Origin of the sequence: Streptomyces sp. NPDC093109 (assembly GCF_040701725.1) — a bacterium.
GTDB lineage: Bacteria > Actinomycetota > Actinomycetes > Streptomycetales > Streptomycetaceae > Streptomyces.
The window spans coordinates 1-20,259 of sequence record NZ_JBFBEZ010000045.1; the positions used below are offsets into that span (position 1 = coordinate 1).

A 20,259-nucleotide genomic window follows, 5' to 3' on the forward strand; every position below is an offset into this window, starting at 1 on the left:
GCGTCGGGAGCCAGCGGTATGCGTTCGCCCCGCTTCTCTTCGTTCTTCACCTGTGGAGCTAAGGAGAATTGAACTCCTGACCTCCTGCATGCCATGCAGGCGCTCTACCAACTGAGCTATAGCCCCTCATGAAGCGCCACCGGGGTTTCCCTCGGCGACATCCCCAACTTTAACGGTCCTGCTGCCCACCACCAAATCGATTCCGGAAGCGGGCCCGCCACGGTGAACGGTCAGGCCGTGGCGAACGAGTAGAACCGTTTCAGCGTGCAGTGGTCGTCGAGGAGACGGCCGTAGATCGGCTCACCCTCCAGCTCCCGGTACGTCTCGATCGGGTCGCCTTTTATGATCAGGGCCCGCGCGCACTCCTCGCACCAGTACTGGTAGTCGGCGCTCAGCGGATCCATGTCCCTGACGATCGGCGTACCGCTGCCGCACCAGTCGCACGTACGCCTGTGGGCGCCCATCGCGCGCTCCTTCCCGGTCCGGTTCCTCGCCCCCTCCGGCGGTTCGATTCTGCCACGCCCAAGCCTGCTGGTCAGCCCGAAATGGCGTGCTCGCAGGGGCTTCTGTACCCACTGAGCGGTACGGGACACACCAGAGCGGAAACCGGCGCGGGAAGAGGTACGGGGAGCGGCACGGGGACAGCAAAAATCCCGCCCCAGGAAGGGACGGGATTCTGTGGGTGACACTGACCGTGTCGATTGTGGAGCTAAGGAGAATTGAACTCCTGACCTCCTGCATGCCATGCAGGCGCTCTACCAACTGAGCTATAGCCCCGCGTGTTCCCCGCGCTCCGCGCTGCGAACAAGAAGAACTTTAGCCTGTGACCTGCCGGAAAGCGAAATCCGGTGCTGCCACTGCCCGGGAGCGCTCTCAGTCGTCGTCTCCGAGGACCGGTTCCGGGAGGGTGCCGGCGTTGTGCTCCAGCAGCCGCCAGCCGCGCGCGCCCTCGCCGAGGACCGACCAGCAGCAGTTGGAGAGGCCGCCGAGCCCCTCCCAGTGGTACGCCTCCAGGCCGAGCAGCCGGCCGATGGTGGTACGGATCGTGCCGCCGTGGCTGACCACGACCAGCGTGCCGCCGTCGGGCAGCTTGTCGGCGTGGTGCAGCACCACGGGCGCCGCCCGGTCCGCGACCTCGGTCTCCAGCTCACCGCCGCCGCGCCGGACGGACTCGCCGCGCTTCCACGCCGCGTACTGCTCGCCGAACCGCCCGATGATCTCCTCGTGGGTCAGCCCCTGCCAGGCGCCCGCGAAGGTCTCGCGGAGCGCGGCGTCGTGCTGGATGCCGAGGCCGGTCACGGAGGCCAGCTCGGTGGCCGTGGCGGCGGCCCGCCGGAGGTCGGAGGCGATGATCGCGTCCGGCTTCAGCGAGGCCAGCAGCCGGGCCGCGCGCCGGGCCTGCGCGACGCCCTCGGCGGTCAGCTCGATGTCCGTGGTGCCCTGGAAACGGCGTTCCAGGTTCCAGGCCGTCTGGCCGTGCCGCCACAGGACGACCCGGCGGCCCCTGCCCCCCTGCGCGCCGTTCAGCTCAGCTCACCGTCCGCGTCACCGGCGATCCCGGCGTGGGCGGCGGGCTCGCCGTTGACGTCGGCGTGCTCCTTGGCCTTGCCGCGGGTCTTGACGGCGTCCTCGGGCAGCGGCAGCTCGGGGCAGTCCTTCCAGAGCCGCTCCAGGGCGTAGAAGACGCGCTCCTCGCTGTGCTGGACGTGGATGACGATGTCCACGTAGTCGAGGAGGATCCAGCGGGCGTCGCGGTCGCCCTCGCGGCGCACCGGCTTGGCGCCCAGCTCCTTCTGGAGCCGCTCCTCGATCTCGTCGACGATCGACTTGACCTGTCGGTCGTTGGGCGCGGAGGCGAGCAGGAAGGCGTCGGTGATCGACAGCACATCGCTGACGTCGTACGCGATGACGTCGTGCGCGAGCCGGTCCGCGGCCGCCTGGGCGGCGGCGTTGACGAGCTGGATGGAACGATCAGTAGCGGTCACTGGCAGGCTTTCGTAGACGGTCGTGGAGATGTCCAGGGTCTCACGGACCACCGACAGCCGACGCAGCCCCGGGCACGGTGGGGGCCCGGACGCCGCGGGGGCGCCGGGCGGGACCTGTTCCCCCTGCCCGGCGCCCCGGATCGTCCGGTCCTCCCGAACCGTCTAGTCGACCTTGTAGTCCTGGCCGAGGACGACCGAGACATCGGCGTTCGCCGCCGCCTTGCCCTTCTCCACCGCGCTGTCCGGCAGTGAGAGCGTCTTGGCGACCTCTTCCGCCTGCTCCTTGTTCGCGTCGTCACCGTAGGTGACGCGGGACGACGCCACGGCCTCCGCGGTCCCCGCGTCCACGAAGGTGTAGCCACCGTTGACGAGAGCGATACGGGCGGACTCCGCCGCGTCCTGGTTACCGCTCGCGTTCTTGACGCCGACCCGGGCCGCCGCGCCCTTCTCCGGGGCGCTGACCGAGCCGCCGAGGACGTCCTTGACCACGCTCTCCGAGGTCTCCTCGCTGAGCGTGCCGTCCTCCTGTACGGGCAGGAGGGCCGTCTTGTAGTCGCCCGCCTTGGCGTGCTCGGCGAGCTTGGCGAGGGAGGCGCCGAGGTCCTTCTCGGGCAGCGAGGGGTCGAGGATCTGCCCCAGCGTCTCGACGGTGAGCGTGGCGGAGTCCGCGTCGCTGGAGAGCTTCCGCAGCGCGCCCTGGATCACCTGGCCGAACCGCTGGAGCTGCTTGGCCTCCTCCTCGCCCGGCGCGCGGTAGGTGGCGTACGCGACGGCCATCTTGCCGCTGAGGGTCTGCTGCTCGCCCTTCTTCACCAGCGCGCCGTCACTCTTCTTCGCGCCGGGCACCTCGGTGTCGGTGTCCACGTCGATGCCGCCGACCAGCTCGACGAGATTGTCCAGATAGGGGGTGTCCAGCCGCCAGGTACCGGAGATCTTGGTGCCGAAGAGGGTGCCGATGGACTCTCGTGTGGTGTCCGAGCCGTCCTCGTCCACGGACTTGCCGAGCGTGACGGAGGTGCCGTCGTCGGCCGCCACCGAGAGCGAGTTGGGCAGCAGCAGGGTGGATCCCTCCCCGGCCGTGGAGTTGTTGACCAGCAGCGCCGTGGAGGTGCCCTTGTCCTTCGTGTTGTGCATATGGACGACGATCACATCGCGCTTCTGTGATCCCGTCGCCGTAGTCGCCTTCGCCTCCGAGGAGGAGAGGCCGGGCAGCAGGTCCGCGTACCAGAGGTAGCCGGCACCGCCGAGGACCACCAGGGCGAACGCCACGACCAGGGCCACGCCCCGGCTGCGGCTCTGGCGCTTGGCCTCCTCACGGCGCTCGGAGCGGCTCTCGGTGAAGTTGAGCCAGTCGATGACGTCTTCGGAGGACTCGTTCGGCTCTTCTATGAAGGAGAACTGCTCGGTCTTGTAGTCGCCGTCCCCTGCCGCCTTCCCGGCCCCGGCGGCGGGCGCCTTCTCCGGCTCGGCGGCGGGCGGTTCGGGCGCGGGCGCGCGCGTAGGCGCGGGCGTGGGCGCCGGTTCGGAGACGGGGGCGGGCGCCGGCGCAGGCACCGGCGCGGCCTGCTGCTGCTGCTGCTGCGGAACGCTCCACTGCTGCTGGCCCGCGTCATAGCCGTAACCGGCGTTCCCGTACCCCTGCTGCGCGTACTGGTCGTACTGCGGCTGCTGCGGCTGCTGCGGCTGGACCTGCTGAGCCTGCTGGCCCTGATCCGGCTGCGCGTACGGGTCGTAGCCGTACGTCTGTTGCTGCTGGACCTGCTGCTGGACCTGCTGCTGCTGAACCTGTTGCTGAGGCTGCTGGTACACCGGCTGCCCGTACTCGTCGTACCCGACGATCTGGGGCTGCGCGTAATACGGGTCGTACGGATCGTACGGCTGCTGTCGGTCGTTCACCGGTGCCCCTCTCCGTGGCTCATTCGCCGCGGTACAACTGCCGCTTGTCGATGTAGCGCACGACTCCGTCCGGCACCAGATACCAGACCGGATCGCCCTTGCCGACCCGTCCCCGGCAGTCGGTCGACGAGATGGCCAGCGCGGGGACCTCCACCAGGGAGACGCCGCCCTTGGGCAGTCCGTCGTCCGTCAGATCATGGCCCGGCCTGGTGACTCCGATGAAATGGGCGAGCGCGAACAGCTCCTCGTGATCACGCCAGCTGAGGATCTGGGAGAGCGCGTCGGCGCCCGTGATGAAGAAGAGGTCCGCGTCGTCGTTGAGGGTCCGCAGATCCCGCAGCGTGTCGATCGTGTACGTGGCGCCGCCGCGGTCGATGTCGATACGGCTGACCGAGAACTGCGGGTTCGACGCCGTGGCGATGACCGTCATCAGATAACGGTCCTCGGCGGGCGACACCGCGCGCTGGCTCTTCTGCCACGGCGTCCCTGTCGGCACGAACACCACCTCGTCGAGGTGGAACAGCGCGGCGACTTCGCTGGCCGCCACCAGGTGCCCGTGGTGGATCGGGTCGAAAGTACCGCCCATGACGCCGAGTCGGCGCTTACCGCTGCCTGATCCGGTGTCGGGAACCGTGACGGGACCGGGACCGGTGGACGCTTGCTGCTCTCCCATGCGCCCAGAGCCTACTGGCACCGGATCCCGGCCTGTCAGCGGTCGCGGTTGAAGCGGGTGGTGATCCACAGCAGCAGGAACAGCGCCAGGAAAGCGCCGCCCCCGGTGAGGAGGGGATTGAGGCTTTCGTGATTGCCGCCGTGCTCGCCACCCTCGGCGAGCATGACCAGATGGGCGGCGGTGCCGGTGAGGCTCATCTTCTGCGGGCCCTTTTCTTCGGGGATCTGGGATCGGGGGAAGTCGGAGCTGAGACTTCGGGCACATCGTATGCGGGGCCCCCGGGCACGCTCACGCCGACTCAGTCGTTGTGATCGTTGTCGCGGTATCCGCGCAGCAGGAGCCAGGCGAGCAGGGCGGCGCCGACCAGGGCGACGACCAGCACGATCCGTACCGTATTGCCCGGTCCCCGCTGGTCCGATGCCGCGGCGAGCAGTGTGGCGATTTCCGGCATGTCGGTGGTGCTCCTCGGTCATTTCGGGCCGGGGCCCGGGGTCCTTCCCCCGGGAAACTCGGCCGCGGGCCCCCGCCACACCGTAGCGGCAGCCTCTAGGCTGGGGGCCGTCAGGGGGACGAGCCTTGGACTCGTACGAACAGGGGATATCCATGACAGACGACAACCACGAGGCGGCCGGTCACGAGGCTGCGGCCGGTCACGAAAGCCTGCCGAGCAGACAGCGCAGGCGCTTCCCCGGGATCTCCTCGCGGGCGTACGAACACCCGGCGGACCGCTCGGCGCTGGTCGCGCTGCGCAAGCTGAGCGGCTTCGACACGGTCTTCAAGGCGCTCAGCGGACTACTGCCGGAGCGCAGCCTGCGGTTGCTGTTCCTCTCCGACTCCGTACGGGTCAGCGACGCGCAGTTCGTCCATCTGCACGCCATGCTGCTGGACGCCTGCGCCATCCTGGACCTGGAGAAGGTCCCCGCCATGTACGTGGCGCAGGACCCGAAGCCCAACGCGATGTGCATCGGGCTGGACGAGCCGATCATCGTGCTCACCACCGGGCTGGTGGAGCTGCTCGACGAGGAGGAGACGCGGGCGGTCGTGGGCCACGAGGTGGGCCACGCGCTCTCCGGCCACTCGGTCTACCGGACGATACTGCTCTTCCTCACCAACCTGGCTCTCAAGGTCGCCTGGATCCCGCTCGGCAATGTCGCGATCATGGCGATAGTGACGGCGCTGCGCGAGTGGTTCCGCAAGTCCGAGCTGTCGGCCGACCGGGCCGGGCTGCTGGTCGGGCAGGACATCCAGGCGTCGATGCGCGGGCTGATGAAGATCGCCGGTGGCAACCATCTGCACGAGATGAACGTGGACGCGTTCCTGGCCCAGGCCGCGGAGTACGAGGCGGGCGGCGATCTGCGCGACTCCGTACTGAAGATCCTCAACGTGCTGCCGCGCAGCCACCCCTTCACCACGGTGCGGGCGGCCGAGCTGAAGAAGTGGTCCGAGAGCCGCGACTTCCAGCGGATCATGGACGGCCACTACCCGCGCCGCTCGGAGGACAAGGACGCCTCGGTCACGGACTCCTTCCGCGACTCGGCCGCGCACTACGCGGATACGGTGCGCGGCAGCAAGGACCCGCTGATGAAGCTGGTCGGCGACATCGCGGGTGGCGCGGGCGATCTGGGCGGCAAGCTGCGCGACAAGTTCACGGGCGGCGGCGGCTCGGGCGGCGGCCGTTCCACCGGCAACGGCGACAACGGCGACAGCGACGGAAGCAGCGGCAACGGCAGCGGCAGCGGCGACGACGGCAACCGGGGCCCGGGCACGTCCTGACGGTCGGGAGGCACGGTCGGGAGCGGCCCGGTCGGGAGCGGCCCGGCACGCTCAGGCAGCCGGCCCGCTCCCCGTCACCGTCGGCTGCGCCAGCGGGGAGAGCGTGCCGCACATCGCGGGCGCCACAGGACCGGTCGTGTACGGGTCGGTCGCGGCCGGGTTGTGCGGCTTCGCCCGCTCCCCCGCCAGCAGCGGACGCAGCGTCCGCGGCACCTCGGCCGAGCACGCCTGGGGCCCGGCCTGCACCGCGCTGCTCACGAGCACGGTCTGGTGCCTGGGCAGATCGTCCGCGGCGAACCGGAAGCTCAGCTCCCGCCGTACGGTGAACAGCGACGCGTCCCGCACCGGACCGGCCACGGACCGGTCCGTGGCCCCGTCGCCGGGACCGGCCGGCCGCAGCGCGTAGACGAAGAGATGGTCCGAGACGACCTCCAGCGTCCCTGGCGACGTCTCCTGGTACGTCAGGGTGCCGCGTACCCGCACCTGGGAGTCGGCGCGCGCCACCTTCGCCGGGTCGAAGCGCACGAGCCAGCCGATCGGGTCGTGCCGCCCGTCGTTGGCGGGGTCGGTGAGGCCGCGGTCGAACTGCCCCTGCTGCTCCGGGTCGAGCAGTACCCGTACGGGCCGTACCGTACGGCCCATGAGGACGTCAGGGTCGAGCGAGGACGCCACGAGGTAGTCCTTGACGGTCGTCAGCGCGGCCATCACCTGCCCCTCCGCGAAGTCCCCGGTGGCGCGGGCGCCCGGCAGGGTGATCCCGGCGGCCCCCTCCCGGAACTGTGCGGCGGGGCTGTGCGCGAACAGTTCGTCGGGGGTGCCGCCCGGCACCCGTCCCTCGGGCACCAGCGGGAGCACCGAGATCCGCGTCTGCTCGACGGCGCGGACGGGCGGTGGCCGGTACGGGTTGCGCAGGCCCAGATAGACCGCCGTGCCGAAGGACAGCACCAGCACCATGAGCAGCAGCAGAAGCTGCTTGGGTCCGTTCCCGAAGCCTCCACGGCGGCCCGGTCCGCCGACCCGGTCCGTGCCGGGCGGGTCCGCCGCCGGCTTCGGCTGCACCTTCCGTACCGCGTGGGAGTGGTCGGTCATCCGCTCGCGCGCGGAGTACTCCTGGAGGCGGGCAGCACGGATGAACGACTCGTCGAAGACGGTGGATCGGTACTCGTCGTCCTCTCCGCGGGGGGACCCCTCGGGTTCCCCTTCGGGAGGGTCTCCGTGCCCTGCCATACCTTGAGGGTAGGTCGAAGGGGCCGAACGTAAACGCTGTGGCAGTCGGCAAGTTCCGGTGGGCCCGCACTCACCCGTTCAGGTAACGCCCCGGGCGCGGGACAGGGTTTCCGGGGCCGGGCTCAGGGCCCGGTCTCAGGGTGCGGGCTCAGGGCCCGGTCTCAGGGTGCGGGCTCAGGGTGCGGGCTCAGGGCGCGGGCTCAGGGTGCGGGCGGTACGGCCGAGGCGGCCGGTACGGAGCCGATCGCCGCGGAACCGTCCGACGCCGTGGGGCCGGGCGCCGTGCGTCCCGCCGCCGCGGGATCGGCCGCCGCCGGGTCGGTCGCCGTGGCGTGCGGCGCCACGGCCGAGGGACCGGCCGTGCCGTGCTCGCCCATGCCGGTCGTGGCGGGCTGCGGCACCTGGTCGTCGCGGCTGCCCGACGAGGCGCCCCGGTAGACGGCCGTGAAGGCGAGGGCGACCATCCCGATGCCCATCAGCAGCGCCAGCAGCCAGGCGACGGGCCGGTGCCAGCGGGCGCTGCCCCGGTAGGGCCGCAGGGTGCCGCCGTGGCGTCCGTAGGGACCGGCGTCCCCGTCGGGGTCATCTGGGTCGTACCCGAACTCGTGGCCGTACTCAGGGCCGTACGCGCCGTCGCGGCCGTACAGCTCGTCGTACTGGTCGTCGTCGTGCGGTCCGCCGCCCGACCTCGCGCGGGCGGCCTCCGCCTCGGCGCGCGCCTGTGCGGCGGCGAGCAGCCGTTCCACGGCGGAGGGTTCATGGATGGTGGCGGATCTGACGAATTCCTCGTCGAAGACCACGGGGGCGAAGTCCTTGTCCGCGCCTCCGCGGTCGTCGTCGGGCTCGCGGCCGTCAGGAAACGGCCTGCCCCCCACGTCGTCCGGCACCTCTTCAGAGTAGACCGGAGAGGTCGCTTTGGGCAGGCGGAGTCCGCACTCTCCCGACTTGGCGTTCATCACATGACCCGGAGTGCGACCGGGTGTCCGCTACCGGGTGTGCCCGTCCCCGGTGACGATGTACTTCGTGGACGTCAGCTCGGGCAGCCCCATCGGCCCCCGCGCGTGCAGCTTCTGGGTGGAGATGCCGATCTCGGCGCCGAAGCCGAACTGTCCGCCGTCGGTGAAGCGCGTGGACGCGTTCACGGCGACCGTCGTGGAATCGACCAACTGGGTGAATCTGCGGGCGGCGGCCTGCGAGGTGGTGACGATCGCCTCCGTATGACCGGACGACCAGAGCCGGATGTGCGCGACGGCCGCGTCCAGCGAGTCGACGACCGCGGCGGCGATGTCGTACGAGAGGTACTCGGTCTCCCAGTCCTCCTCCGTGGCCGGCACGACCGTCGCCTTCGTCCCGGCGGCGTACGCGAGCACCCGCTCGTCGCCGTGCACGGTCACGCCGGCGTCCGCGAGCGCGTCCAGCGCGCGCGGCAGGAAGGCCGCCGCGCTGTCCTGGTGGACGAGCAGCGTCTCGGCGGCGTTGCAGACGCTGGGCCGCTGGGCCTTGGAGTTGATGAGGATGTCGACGGCCATGCCGAGATCGGTGTCGGCGTCCACGTACACATGGCAGTTGCCGGTGCCGGTCTCGATGACGGGGACGGTGGATCCCTCGACGACGGTACGGATCAGGGAGGCGCCGCCGCGCGGGATCAGTACGTCGACCAGACCGCGGGCCCGCATCAGCTCCCGGACGGCGTCCCGGCCCTCGCCGGGCACCAGCTGTACGGCGTCGGCGGGCAGCCCGGCGCCACCGACCGCGTCGCGCAGTACGCGGACGAGCGCGGTGTTGGAGGCGATCGCCGACGACGAACCGCGCAGCAGCACGGCGTTGCCCGACTTGAGGCAGAGCGCGGCGGCGTCCACGGTGACATTGGGGCGTGCCTCGTAGATGATCCCGACCACGCCGAGCGGCACCCGGACCTGCCGCAGGTCGATCCCGTTCGGCAGGGTCGAACCGCGGACGACCTCGCCGACCGGGTCGGGCAGCGCCGCCACGTCCCGTACGTCGGCGGCCATGGCCCTGATCCGCTCCGGCGTCAGCGTCAGCCGGTCGATGACCGACTCGGCGGTCCCGGCCTCCCGGGCGCGCGCGACGTCCTCCGCGTTGGCGGTGACGATCTCGTGGGTACGGACCTCCAGCGCGTCGGCGATCGCCAGCAGCGCGTCGTCCTTGGCCGCGCGTGGCAGTGGCGCGATATCGGCTGCCGCGGCGCGGGACCGGTAGGCGGTCCTGGCGACCGGCGTGAGGTTGTCGTACGGAGAGAGCGAGGTCATGCCCGCAGGGTAATGCGCGCCCTGCGGGCATTCCGCACGTATTCCGCACTCCGAGACGGCCGCCGCCGGGCCGTGTGCCCGGATCGGCGCCGCGTACCCGGATCAGGCACGTGACCGGGATCAGAACGGATGGACCCCGACCGTCGCCGCCGGGGGCGGACCGCACCCCTCCGCTATCCGCAGGTGGTACGTCTCACGGTCGATGACCTCCAGCCCCACGATCTCCCACGGCGGGAGCTGTGCGGTGGAGCGGTGCTCGCCCCAGAGCCGCAGCGCCACCGCGGCGGCGTCGTGCAGGTCCCGGGCCTCCTCCCAGTAGCGGATCTCCGCGTGATCGTTCGCGTATCTGCTGGTCAGCAGGAAGGGATGGTCGTGGGCGAGCTGCTCGAGACCGCGCCGGACCTCCGCCAGCGGGGCCTCCCCGCCCGAGACGCTCAGTGTGATGTGCCACAGCTTCGACACGGGACGCTCCGTCGCGCCCGCGTCCGCGCCCGCACCCGCGTCCTTCGCCGGAAAGTTGTCGGAATCGCCGAAGTCGTCCCCCGCTTCGACGCTGGTCAGGGCCCGTTCCTCGCCCATGGCCCGCCGGGCTCGGGCGCCGCCGCCAATCCCTCGGGGCAGCGCCCCCGGGCGCGCTCGTCTCACCAGCGGCCTCCTGTTACTGCGTCGTCGTGCCGTCCCCCGCCTGTACCCCTGGGACAAAGTTGACCAGTACCGGGAGGGACGTGGGGCGGTTTTGGTGAAGGTCCCTGCCCCAAGTCCGGAGTTTCAGCCGTTTCGGGTCCGGGTCAGGGATTCAGGATGACCAGATCGTCCCTGTGTACGACCTCACGCTCGTAGGCGGGCCCCAGCTCACGGGCCAGCTCACGGGTCGAGCGGCCCAGCAGCTGCGGGATCTCCTTGGCGTCGAAGTTGACCAGTCCGCGGGCCACGGCACGGCCCTCGGTGTCCCGCAGCTCGACCGGGTCGCCCGCCGCGAACTCGCCCTCGACGGCGGCGATCCCGGCCGGCAGGAGCGAGGTGCGCCGCTCCACCACGGCCCGGACGGCGCCGTCGTCCAGGGTGAGGGCGCCGAGCGGGGTGGAGGCGTGCGCGAGCCAGAGCAGCCGGCCCGCCGAGCGGCGTCCGGTGCGGTGGAAGTACGTGCCGGTGTCCCGGCCCGCGAGGGCGTCGGCGGCGTGGCTGGCCGAGGTCAGCACCACCGGGATACCGGCCTCGGCGGCGATCCTGGCGGCCTCGACCTTGGTGACCATGCCCCCGGTGCCGACCCCCGCCTTGCCGGAGCTGCCGATGGAGACGCCGTCGAGGTCGGCCGGGCCGCGCACCTCGGCGATACGGGAGGTGCCGGGGCGGCTCGGGTCGCCGTCGTACAGCCCGTCGACATCGGAGAGCAGGACGAGCAGATCGGCCCGTACGAGATGGGCGACGAGCGCGGCCAGCCGGTCGTTGTCGCCGAAGCGGATCTCGTCGGTGGCGACGGTGTCGTTCTCGTTGACGACGGGGACGGCGCCCATGCCCAGCAGCTGGTCGAGGGTGCGGTAGGCGTTGCGGTACGAGGCCCGGCGGCTGGTGTCGTCCGTGGTGAGCAGCACCTGCCCGACCCGGACGCCGTACCGCGCGAAGGAGGCGGTGTACCGGGCGACCAGCAGCCCCTGCCCGACGCTGGCCGCGGCCTGCTGGCGGGCCAGGTCGCGGGGGCGGCGGGCGAGGCCGAGCGGTGCGAGCCCGGCGGCGATGGCGCCGCTGGACACGAGGACGATCTCCCGGTCGCCGTCGCCGCCGCCCTCACCCGGTCCGTATGTCCGGCCCCGTACGGTGGCGAGCGCGTCGACCAGGGCGTCCACCCGGTCCGCGTCGAGTCCTCCGGAGGCGGTGGTGAGGGACGAGGAACCGACCTTGACGACGATCCTGCGGGCTTGTGCCACCGCGTCCTGCCGTGCCGCTGCCACCGTGCGCCGCCTCTGCTCTCGTACCGCTCGCGCATCGCTCGCGCGCTGCCGTTCCCGGCGGCCCAGCGTACGCGGGCGCGGCCGGGCGGCGGCGATCCATTTCAGTGGCTGGGACATGGACCGGGCCGCGGCGCGGGGGATCCGTGTTCATCCGGTCAAAGTCGCGTCAACAGAACAACCGGATGGCCGCGATGCCTGTCTTCCAGGTGTACCAACGGTGGAGGAAACACCGCTCGGCCACGCAGCGCTACGCTGCACCGGACGGCGCCCGCAGCACTTCGCCGATGCCGGCGACTCTGCCACTGAAGCTTCTGAGAATCACACACGAGATGGGCCATCGGTAAATGCCAGTAAAAGTGAGCGTCGTCATTCCGGTGTACAACCCGGGGAAGTACATCGATCCCTGCGTTGATTCACTGCTGGCACAGACGCTGCCGGCCGAGGAATTCGAAGTTCTCTTCGTCGACGACGGTTCGACGGACGACACTCCGGAACGGCTGGACAAACTGGCGGCGGAGCACCCCCATTTCCGCGTGATCCACATCCCCAACTCGGGCTGGCCCGGAAAGCCCAGGAACATCGGGGTCGCGGAAGCGGCGGGCGAGTACGTGCACTTCGTCGACCAGGATGATCACCTGGCCTCCGACGCGCTGCGCCGGCTCTACGCGATCGGCCACCGCAACGGCTCGGACATCGTCATCGGAAAGGTCGCGTCGAATTTCCGCGGCGTTCCGCACGGCGTTTTCAAGGTCACCCGCGAGAAATGCGACCTGACCAACGCCCCCCTGTACGACAGCCTCACCCCGCACAAGATGTTCCGTACGGAGTTCCTCCGCGAGAACGGCATCGCCTACCCCGAGGGAAAGCGCCGTCTGGAGGACCAGCTGTACATGATGCAGGCGTATTTCCCGGCCAAGGTCGTCTCGATCCTGGGGAACTACACCTGCTACTACTACTCGAAGCGGGACGACGGCAAGAACGCCGGATCCACGCGGATCGTGCCCTCGGGGTACTACGGCAACCTCCGCGAGGTCCTCGAAGTCGTCGTAAAGAACACTGAACCGGGTGAATTCCGGGACCGGTTGCTGCGCCGCTTCTACCGGGTCGAGATGCTCGCACGGCTCAGCGAACCGTCGGTTCTCGGCTACGAGCCGGAGTTCTTCGCCGAGATGTGCGACGCGATCCAGCCACTCGCCCGGGACTTCATGCACGACGGTGTGCACGACGGGCTCGGCTCGCTGACCCGGCTGCGCTCCACCCTGCTGCGCGCCGACGACCGCGAGGGGCTGCTGAAGGCCGCGCGCTTCGCCAAGTCCGTGGTGGGCGCGGCCCGTCTGGAGGATCTCGGCTGGGAGCCCGACGGCCGGATGGCGCTCACGGTGACCGCCAGGCTGGTGCACGGCGAGGACCGGGAGCCGCTGCGGTTCGTACGCCGTGACGGCCGGTACTGCCTGCACCCGGAGCTGACCGCGGACTTCCTGCCGGACGGCGAACTGCTGGACGTCACCGACGACATGGACGAGTTCAAGGGCGAACTCTCGCTGCGCAACCGGGAGACGGCCGTCGAGTGGCCGTGCCCGGCGGAGTTCATCACCAAGATCGAGAAGCTCCCGAGGACCGGGGACGAGAGCGATACGGCGGAGGACGTGTACGAGGTCGTGCTGCACGGCTCCGGCCATGTCACCAGCGAGGCGGTCAAGGGCCGCGGCCGGGTCTCCCGGGGCTTCTGGGACATCTGGGTGCCGCTGCGCGGGGTGGGGCTGGTGCGCAAGGCCAGGCTCGGCGCCGACCGGGCGCCGCAGGTGGACGCCAAGTGCCTCCCGGCGCTGCTCGGCGAGCCCGCCCGGCCGGTCATCCCGTACTTCACCGACCCGCACGGCAATCTCACCCTCGATGTCGCGGGCCGCGCCAAGAAGCTCGCCGCCTACCTGGCCGACCGGCCCGTCTTCCGGATGCCGGGCAACCGGCCGGAGCTGCGCCTCGACCTCTTCACCGGCTCGGCGTCCGGTTCCCGTCCGGTCGAGCTGGTCGTGACCGGCGCGGACGGCACCGCCCGGACGGCCTCGGCGACGCTGCGCCCCGATCACGGCCGGGCCCATCTCGTGGTGCCCGAGCACGTCACGGGCCTGCCCGCGGGACCGGCGCGGCTGTCCGTACGGCTGGACGGCAAGACGTCCCCGGCGCTGGATCTCCGCGAGGTGCCCGTCACCGAAGGCGGCCGGATCCGGCTGGACCGCAGCGATCTGCCCCAGGTCGATCCGCTGCTCGTGCGGGTGGTGACGGTGCAGCGCCGCAGGGCGTCCGTGCGCCGGCTGCTCCGCTCGGTCGGCGGCCCGATCGTGCGCCGGCTGCCCCCGGCGACGCGCAAGAAGGTACGGCGTCTCGTGGCCCGGTTCTGACCGCCCGCGCCGCCTGCCCTCACCCTTCTCTCTGATGCACACGCAGAAGTAAACGTAAAAGCAAGGATGTGATCACGTGCGACCGCTCTCCGTCGAAGGGGCATGGGTGCATGAACCGAGGCTCTTCCCGGACAGCCGCGGCAGTTTCCACGAGTGGTTCGGTGACGAGGATTTCGCCAAGTCGGCCGGACACCGGCTGAACCTCGCCCAGGCCAACTGTTCGGTGTCCAGCCGGGGCACCCTGCGCGGCGTGCACTTCGCCGATGTGCCGCCGAGCCAGGCCAAGTACGTCAAGTGCGTGCGCGGCGCGGTCCTCGATGTGGTCGTGGACATCCGGGTCGGCTCGCCGACGTTCGGGCGGTGGGAGGCCGTCCGGCTCGATGATGTCGATCACCGGTCGCTGTATCTCGCCGAGGGGCTCGGGCACTCCTTCATGGCGCTGACCGACGACGCGACGGTGATCTACCTCTGCTCGGAGGGGTACGCGCCCCAGCGCGAGCACGGTATCCATCCGCTGGACCCGGCGCTGGGCATCGAGTGGCCGGCGGACATCGCCCCGCTGCTGTCCGACAAGGACGCGGCGGCCCCGACCCTCGCCGAGGCCGAGGCCCAGGGCCTGCTGCCGTCGTACGAGGACTGCCGGGCGTACTACGCGGAGCTGGCCGCCCGGGACTGACCGGCCCCCGGACAGGGAAACGGGTGAGGGCCCGCGCGATCGGATCGCGCGGGCCCTCCCTCGTACTCCCGGTCGGCGTCAGCCCGTGACGGCTTCGATCTGCCGGCGCAGCGGGACGAAGGCGGAGCGCGGACGGCGCAGGTTACGGGCCCGGACCAGGCCCGGCCAGAAGTCGGCGCGGAGCAGTTCCTCGGGCCGCACGGCGCTCTTGCGGGCGAGGATCTCCTCGGGCACGTCCTGCGGGTCCGGGACGACGTACTCCTCGATGATCTTGTCGTACGCGTTCTTCAGCACCGTGCTGTCGGGGTTCGCGCCGAAGACGGCCACGACCCCGGTCGGCGCGGTGTCGACGTCGACCACCAGCAGGTCGGGGCGGTAGCGCCGCAGCACCTGGGCGACCTTGTAGACGTCACCGGCCCAGAACTTGGTGTGCCGGTCGCGGGCTGCCTCGTCGACGTCGCGCGGCAGCATGTCGTCCAGGACGATCACGCTGGACCAGCGGGAGTGCTTCTCGACGTTCATGAAGTCGCGGAGCGCGTACTCGAAGAGGTGCATGCCGTCGATGAACGACAGCTCCAGCTTCGGGTCGCCGCCGAACAGGTTGACCGGATCGCGTCGGGCCAGCGCGCGGAACGGGTTGCGTCCGTTCCGCAGATGGATCAGCGGGTCCTTGCGCGCGAAGAAGTCGTCACTGGTGGCCTTGACCAGATGGACGTCACAGCTGATGTCCGTGACCACCCGGAAGGCCGGGTCGACGGCCACCGAGGGGGCCCGGGACAGCGCCAGACTGCGGCCGTCGTTGACCCCGATCTCCAGATAGGTGCGGGGTTTGTACACACGGTGCAGGTGGCGCAGGAAGCCGTGGCGATCCACGTAACAGGCCCTTCACTGAGAATCCACTACCAGAGGTTCGATTCTGAGTGAACTTAGTAGGCATACGTGACTTACGTAAACATCTACTGGTCGGTAACACCCTTTTGGCGGCCGGTTTTCAGCAGTACGGGGAGCGCCTCCGCGAGCGCGGCCCGCCAGTCCCTGATCGGTTCGATTCCTGCCGGTTTCCACCCCTCGTGCCCCAGCACGCTGTACGCCGGGCGGGGCGCCGGCCGGACGAACGCGGCGCTGGTCGTCGGGCGGACCCGCGCCGGGTCCGCGCCAAGCAGTCGGAAGATCTCCCGAGTGAAGCCGTGCCAGGTCGTCTCGCCGCCGCTGGTGCCGTGGTAGACGCCCGGTGCGGCCGTCCCCGCGAGCGCGCCCCGGCCAAGACGGACCAGCAGGGCGGCGAGGTCGGCGGTCCAGGTGGGCTGGCCGCGCTGGTCGTCCACGACGTCCAGGGTGTCCTTGACGGACTCCAGTTTGATCATCGTACGGACGAAGTTGGGGCCGCCCGCTCCGTACAGCCAGGCCGTACGGACCACGTAGCCGCGCTCCGGGAGCGTGTCGAGCACCGCGCGCTCCCCCGCCAGCTTCGTGCGCCCGTAGGCGCCCAGCGGGCCGGTGGCGGCGTCCTCGGCGTACGGCACCACGCCGTCGCCGGGGAAGACGTAGTCCGTGGAGAGCTGGAGCAGGACGGCCCCGGACTCCCGGCACGCCTCGGCGAGGACCCGGGGTCCGGTGCCGTTGACGGCGAGCGCCTCGGCCTCCCGGCTCTCGGCATCGTCCACGGCCGTCCAGGCGGCGCAGTTGACCACCACGGCCGGCCCGTGGGCCTCGAGGGCCGCGCGGACGGCGCCGGGGTCGGTGATGTCCAGCGCGGCCCGGTCCAGGCCGGTCGCGTCCTCGCCCTCGGCGGCGAGGGCGGCCAGCAGGTCCTGGCCGAGCATGCCGGCTGAGCCGGTGACGAGCCAGCGGCTCACAGCGCGGCCCGCGCCTTCAGCGGCTCCCACCAGGCGCGGTTCTCGCGGTACCACGCCACGGTCTCGGCGAGGCCGGTGGCGAAGTCCTTGCGCGGCTCGTACCCCAGCTCCTCGCGGATCCTGGCGCAGTCCACGGAGTAGCGGCGGTCGTGGCCCTTGCGGTCGGTGACGTACTCGACGCTGGTGTCCCAGTCGGCGCCGCACGCCTCCAGCAGCAGCCCGGTCAGCTCCTTGTTGGAGAGCTCGGTGCCGCCGCCGATGTTGTAGACCTGCCCGGCGCGGCCCTTCGTACGGACCAGCTCGATGCCCTGCACATGGTCGTCGATGTGCAGCCAGTCGCGGACGTTGCCGCCGTCGCCGTAGAGCGGGACCTTCGCGCCGTCCAGCAGGTTGGTGATGAAGAGCGGGATGACCTTCTCGGGGAAGTGGTGGTGCCCGTAGTTGTTGGAGCAGCGGGTCACCCGCACGTCGAGCCCGTGGGTGCGGTGGTACGAGAGGGCGATCAGGTCGCTGGACGCCTTGGCCGCCGAGTAGGGCGAGTTGGGCGCCAGCGGGTCGGTCTCGGGCCAGGAGCCCTCGTCGATCGAGCCGTAGACCTCGTCGGTGGAGATGTGCACGAAGGTGCGGATCCCGGCGCGGTGGGCGGCGTCGATCAGCGTGTGCGTTCCGACCACGTTCGTACGGACGAACTCGGCGCCGCCGTCGATGGACCGGTCGACATGCGATTCGGCGGCGAAGTGCACCACCTGGTCGTGCTCGGCCATCAGCTTGCCGACGAGTCCGGCGTCGCAGATGTCGCCCTGGACGAAGGCGAATCCGGGGTGGTCGCGCACGGCGTCGAGATTGGCTGGATTTCCCGCGTAGGTCAGGGCGTCGAGCACCGTGATCGCGACGTCGCCGGCGCCCGGGGAGCCCGGCTCCCGGCCGAGCACCGTACGGACGTAGTGCGAGCCGATGAAGCCCGCGCCTCCGGTGACGAGAATCCTGTCGGTCATGAGGAGATCTGCACCTTGCTGTGGTCACCGAGGACGAGTCGGTGGGCGGACGGGGTACGGGGCGCGGGGGTGATCTCGACGTCGCGGCCGATGAGCGACGCCTGCACCCGGCGGACGCCGGTGATGGAGGAGCCCCGGAGAACGATGGAGTACTCGATCTCGCTGTCCTCGATCCTGCATCCTTCGGAGATGGACGTGAAGGGGCCGATGTAGGCGTCGTGGATCACCGTGTCCGCGCCGATGATCGCGGGTCCGACGATACGGCTGCCGGTGACCCGCGCGCCCGCCTCGATCCTGACCCGCCCTATGATCTCGGTCGCCCCGTCCACGCTGCCGTCGCGGCAGGGCTCCACGGTCTCCAGCACCGATCGGTTGACCTCCAGCATGTCGGTGACGTTGCCGGTGTCCTTCCAGTACCCGGAGATCGTGGTGGAGCGCACGTCGCGCTTCTGGTCGATCAGCCACTGGATGGCGTGGGTGATCTCCAGCTCGCCGCGCCCGGAGGGCTCGATGGCGCGTACGGCCTCGTGGACGGCCGGGGTGAAGAGATAGACGCCGACGAGCGCGAGGTCGCTCTTGGGCTTCTCGGGCTTCTCCTCCAGGGCCACCACCCGCCCCTCGCCGTCGAGTTCGGCGACGCCGAAGGAGGTCGGGTTGGGGACCTTCGTCAGCAGGATCTGCGCGTCGGGCCGCTCCCCGCGGAAGCCGTCGACCAGCCCGGCGATGCCGCCGACGATGAAGTTGTCCCCGAGGTACATCACGAAGTCGTCGTCGCCGAGGAAGTCCCGCGCGATGAGGACGGCGTGGGCCAGCCCCAGTGGGGCGTCCTGCTGGAGATAGGTGACGTTTATGCCGAACTGCGAGCCGTCACCGACAGCCTCCTTGATCTCCGCCGCCGTGTCGCCGACGATGACGCCGACCTCCGTGATGCCCGCCTCGGCGATGGACTCCAGGCCGTAGAAGAGCACTGGTTTGTTCGCCACCGGGACGAGCTGTTTCGCAGAGGTGTGCGTGATCGGGCGCAGGCGGGTGCCTGCCCCGCCGGACAGTACGAGTGCCTTCACGATCCCCATCCGATGTACTGAGTTCGATGCTGTCCGGGCGTCGCCCGACAGTCCGATTTTACCCACCATCTCCATTAAGATCCGCTGTTGGCCATCTTGGGTGGATGAACCGGGGGCGCACGGTAGTGCACACCCGGCGCATCCGCGTGCACCCGCGCGCGGATCGTCAGGAGATCTAGGCCACGCGGTTTCTCAGCAGGGCGATGTGCCGCGCCTGCGTGCGGAGATGGCGCGCGACTCTGCGCGGCAGCGAATTGCGCCGGCGCACGGCCTCGGGGGCCTCGATCCGCTGACGTCCCGGCTTGCCCAGCCAGTCGGGCACGGTCACCCGGTACGACGCTTCCGTGAGCCCGGTCGACCGGTCCCCGAAGTGCGGGAGGACCAGGTACGGCGTGCGCGAGCGGCCCCGGTACACGACCTCGGGCACGGTCTCCGCCTTGACGAAGGCCAGCATGTCGGCGAGCAGATCGATCCGCCCCAGGGCGACGCAGTCCAGCCGCAGCCGCTCGGAGACCTTGATCCGGGCGGCCACCCCGGGTGTCCAGTAACGCTCCATCAGCGGGGCCGCCAGCGCCATCTTGTGCCGCTGGATCTTCTTCGGCTGTTTCAGGACACCGTGGCCGAACTGCTGGATGAGCCCGACCGTGAAGGGTCGGACCATGAGGCGGTCGCGCTTCGCGCCGGGTGGTACGAGTTCGGTGATGAGCGCCATCAGCGCGCCCGCGGAATCGAACCGCAGCGTATAACTGCCGCTCTTTGTCACATGTTTACCGTCGTCCCGGCCGACAAGGTAATAACAGGTGTAGTCGGCGATCACCGAGACGCCGTTTCCCCGGACGTACGCCTCCATGGTGAAGAGCGCGTCCTCGCCGGTCTTCAGCTCCTCGTCGAACCGCAGATTCAGCCGTTCGACGAGTTCACGCCGGAAGAGCTTCTGCGCGCTCAGCGTGTAAATCACCTGCGAGTCGTAAATGTCGACGCGCTCGGCGGTACGGCGCCACATCGACCCGGGCGCCCCCCTGTTCACCCCCTCGACCTTCCCCAGCACCACGTCCGTACGGGCGCGGTCGGCCATCGCGACCATGCGCTCCAGGGACTCTTCGGCGAAATAGTCGTCCGCGTCGAGGAAGAAGAGGTAACGGCCCCGGGCCATGCCGATTCCAACATTGCGCGGCCCGCTGGGACCGCCCGAGTTGGCCTGATGTACCACCCTGGTCGGGATGGACGTCCGGGCCGCGAAGTCATCCAGATATTCCCCCGTGCCGTCGGTCGAGCCGTCGTCTATGGCGACGATCTCGATACGGTCGGCGCCCAGCGTCTGGGCTTCGACCGATTTCAGGCAACGGATCAGGTAGGGCATCGCTTCATATGCCCCGACGATCACACTCACATCAGGAACAGACTTATTGTTCATCGGATATCAAGACAAGTTAAATCGAATATTGGTTGTCTCCCCGTACCCCTCAATATATGTGATGGCCATCACACAATTGTGG

The 20,259-nt window shown here is 70.1% G+C and carries 20 protein-coding genes and 2 tRNA genes; 3 read left to right on the forward strand and 19 right to left on the reverse strand.

All coding sequences use genetic code 11. The features are described from left to right. Positions 1 to 53: 53 nt before the first annotated feature. From AB0389_RS31305 to AB0389_RS31345, 9 genes are all read right to left on the reverse strand, one after another. Positions 54 to 126: transfer RNA gene (locus AB0389_RS31305), tRNA-Ala, on the reverse strand. A 104-nt stretch (positions 127 to 230) separates the two neighbouring features. Beyond that, on the reverse strand, positions 231 to 464 hold the full coding sequence (locus AB0389_RS31310) for a hypothetical protein (RefSeq protein ID WP_114659166.1): 234 nt from the start codon (positions 462 to 464) through the stop codon (positions 231 to 233). Between the two features lie 240 nt (positions 465 to 704). Then, positions 705 to 777: transfer RNA gene (locus tag AB0389_RS31315), tRNA-Ala, on the reverse strand. A gap of 96 nt (positions 778 to 873) precedes the next feature. Continuing rightward, the gene (locus AB0389_RS31320; RefSeq protein ID WP_366398943.1) at positions 874 to 1,527 is read right to left on the reverse strand and encodes a histidine phosphatase family protein; all 654 of its coding nucleotides are present in this window, start codon (positions 1,525 to 1,527) and stop codon (positions 874 to 876) included. Further along, on the reverse strand, positions 1,524 to 1,985 hold the full coding sequence (rsfS, locus tag AB0389_RS31325; RefSeq protein ID WP_366398901.1) for a ribosome silencing factor: 462 nt from the start codon (positions 1,983 to 1,985) through the stop codon (positions 1,524 to 1,526). Before rsfS ends, AB0389_RS31320 begins: the two co-directional genes overlap by 4 nt. 162 nt (positions 1,986 to 2,147) lie before the next feature. Then, positions 2,148 to 3,881, reverse strand: coding sequence for an LCP family protein (locus AB0389_RS31330; protein WP_366398902.1), 1,734 nt, complete (start codon positions 3,879 to 3,881; stop codon positions 2,148 to 2,150). 19 nt (positions 3,882 to 3,900) lie between these two features. Then, complete coding sequence (nadD, locus tag AB0389_RS31335) at positions 3,901 to 4,554, reverse strand: nicotinate-nucleotide adenylyltransferase (protein ID WP_366398903.1); 654 nt, start codon at positions 4,552 to 4,554, stop codon at positions 3,901 to 3,903. A 35-nt stretch (positions 4,555 to 4,589) separates the two neighbouring features. Next, on the reverse strand, positions 4,590 to 4,751 hold the full coding sequence (locus AB0389_RS31340) for a hypothetical protein (protein ID WP_366398904.1): 162 nt from the start codon (positions 4,749 to 4,751) through the stop codon (positions 4,590 to 4,592). Positions 4,752 to 4,852: 101 nt separating this feature from the next. Continuing rightward, entirely contained in the window at positions 4,853 to 5,005 is a 153-nt protein-coding gene (locus AB0389_RS31345) for a hypothetical protein (RefSeq protein WP_366398905.1), read from the reverse strand. Positions 5,006 to 5,157: 152 nt separating this feature from the next. Between AB0389_RS31345 and AB0389_RS31350 the strand changes: the two genes are divergently transcribed. Beyond that, positions 5,158 to 6,327 (forward strand): M48 family metallopeptidase, encoded by a 1,170-nt coding sequence (locus tag AB0389_RS31350; protein WP_366398906.1) that lies wholly within the window; start codon positions 5,158 to 5,160, stop codon positions 6,325 to 6,327. A gap of 51 nt (positions 6,328 to 6,378) precedes the next feature. On the opposite strand, the gene AB0389_RS31355 is transcribed toward AB0389_RS31350, so the two are convergent. The 5 genes from AB0389_RS31355 to proB all read right to left on the reverse strand — a co-directional run bounded on the left by AB0389_RS31355 (position 6,379) and on the right by proB (position 11,749). Further along, positions 6,379 to 7,554, reverse strand: coding sequence for a hypothetical protein (locus tag AB0389_RS31355; RefSeq protein ID WP_366398907.1), 1,176 nt, complete (start codon positions 7,552 to 7,554; stop codon positions 6,379 to 6,381). A 200-nt stretch (positions 7,555 to 7,754) separates the two neighbouring features. Further along, on the reverse strand, positions 7,755 to 8,441 hold the full coding sequence (locus AB0389_RS31360; RefSeq protein WP_366398908.1) for a hypothetical protein: 687 nt from the start codon (positions 8,439 to 8,441) through the stop codon (positions 7,755 to 7,757). Between the two features lie 99 nt (positions 8,442 to 8,540). Continuing rightward, entirely contained in the window at positions 8,541 to 9,824 is a 1,284-nt protein-coding gene (locus AB0389_RS31365) for a glutamate-5-semialdehyde dehydrogenase (RefSeq protein WP_366398909.1), read from the reverse strand. Positions 9,825 to 9,944: 120 nt separating this feature from the next. Then, a complete protein-coding gene (locus tag AB0389_RS31370; RefSeq protein ID WP_366398910.1) occupies positions 9,945 to 10,469 on the reverse strand; it encodes a hypothetical protein in 525 nt (174 codons plus the stop codon). Between the two features lie 143 nt (positions 10,470 to 10,612). After that, complete coding sequence (proB, locus tag AB0389_RS31375; protein ID WP_366398944.1) at positions 10,613 to 11,749, reverse strand: glutamate 5-kinase; 1,137 nt, start codon at positions 11,747 to 11,749, stop codon at positions 10,613 to 10,615. A gap of 368 nt (positions 11,750 to 12,117) precedes the next feature. Between proB and AB0389_RS31380 the strand changes: the two genes are divergently transcribed. Both AB0389_RS31380 and rfbC read left to right on the forward strand, forming a co-directional pair. After that, complete coding sequence (locus tag AB0389_RS31380; protein ID WP_366398911.1) at positions 12,118 to 14,172, forward strand: glycosyltransferase family A protein; 2,055 nt, start codon at positions 12,118 to 12,120, stop codon at positions 14,170 to 14,172. Between the two features lie 76 nt (positions 14,173 to 14,248). Further along, positions 14,249 to 14,848 carry a dTDP-4-dehydrorhamnose 3,5-epimerase gene (gene rfbC / locus AB0389_RS31385; RefSeq protein WP_366398912.1) on the forward strand — a complete coding sequence of 200 codons (600 nt, stop codon included), beginning with the start codon at positions 14,249 to 14,251 and terminating at the stop codon, positions 14,846 to 14,848. Between the two features lie 78 nt (positions 14,849 to 14,926). Here rfbC and AB0389_RS31390 read toward each other — a convergent pair whose 3' ends face one another. The 5 genes from AB0389_RS31390 to AB0389_RS31410 all read right to left on the reverse strand — a co-directional run bounded on the left by AB0389_RS31390 (position 14,927) and on the right by AB0389_RS31410 (position 20,177). After that, on the reverse strand, positions 14,927 to 15,721 hold the full coding sequence (locus AB0389_RS31390) for a class I SAM-dependent methyltransferase (protein WP_366398913.1): 795 nt from the start codon (positions 15,719 to 15,721) through the stop codon (positions 14,927 to 14,929). A gap of 83 nt (positions 15,722 to 15,804) precedes the next feature. Next, positions 15,805 to 16,704 carry a dTDP-4-dehydrorhamnose reductase gene (rfbD, locus tag AB0389_RS31395; protein ID WP_366398914.1) on the reverse strand — a complete coding sequence of 300 codons (900 nt, stop codon included), beginning with the start codon at positions 16,702 to 16,704 and terminating at the stop codon, positions 15,805 to 15,807. After that, positions 16,701 to 17,699, reverse strand: coding sequence for a dTDP-glucose 4,6-dehydratase (rfbB, locus tag AB0389_RS31400; RefSeq protein WP_366398915.1), 999 nt, complete (start codon positions 17,697 to 17,699; stop codon positions 16,701 to 16,703). The genes rfbD and rfbB overlap by 4 nt, the downstream gene beginning before the upstream one ends. Beyond that, entirely contained in the window at positions 17,696 to 18,763 is a 1,068-nt protein-coding gene (locus AB0389_RS31405; RefSeq protein ID WP_366398916.1) for a glucose-1-phosphate thymidylyltransferase, read from the reverse strand. Before AB0389_RS31405 ends, rfbB begins: the two co-directional genes overlap by 4 nt. 175 nt (positions 18,764 to 18,938) lie before the next feature. Next, positions 18,939 to 20,177, reverse strand: coding sequence for a glycosyltransferase family 2 protein (locus AB0389_RS31410; RefSeq protein ID WP_366398917.1), 1,239 nt, complete (start codon positions 20,175 to 20,177; stop codon positions 18,939 to 18,941). Positions 20,178 to 20,259 lie beyond the last annotated feature (82 nt).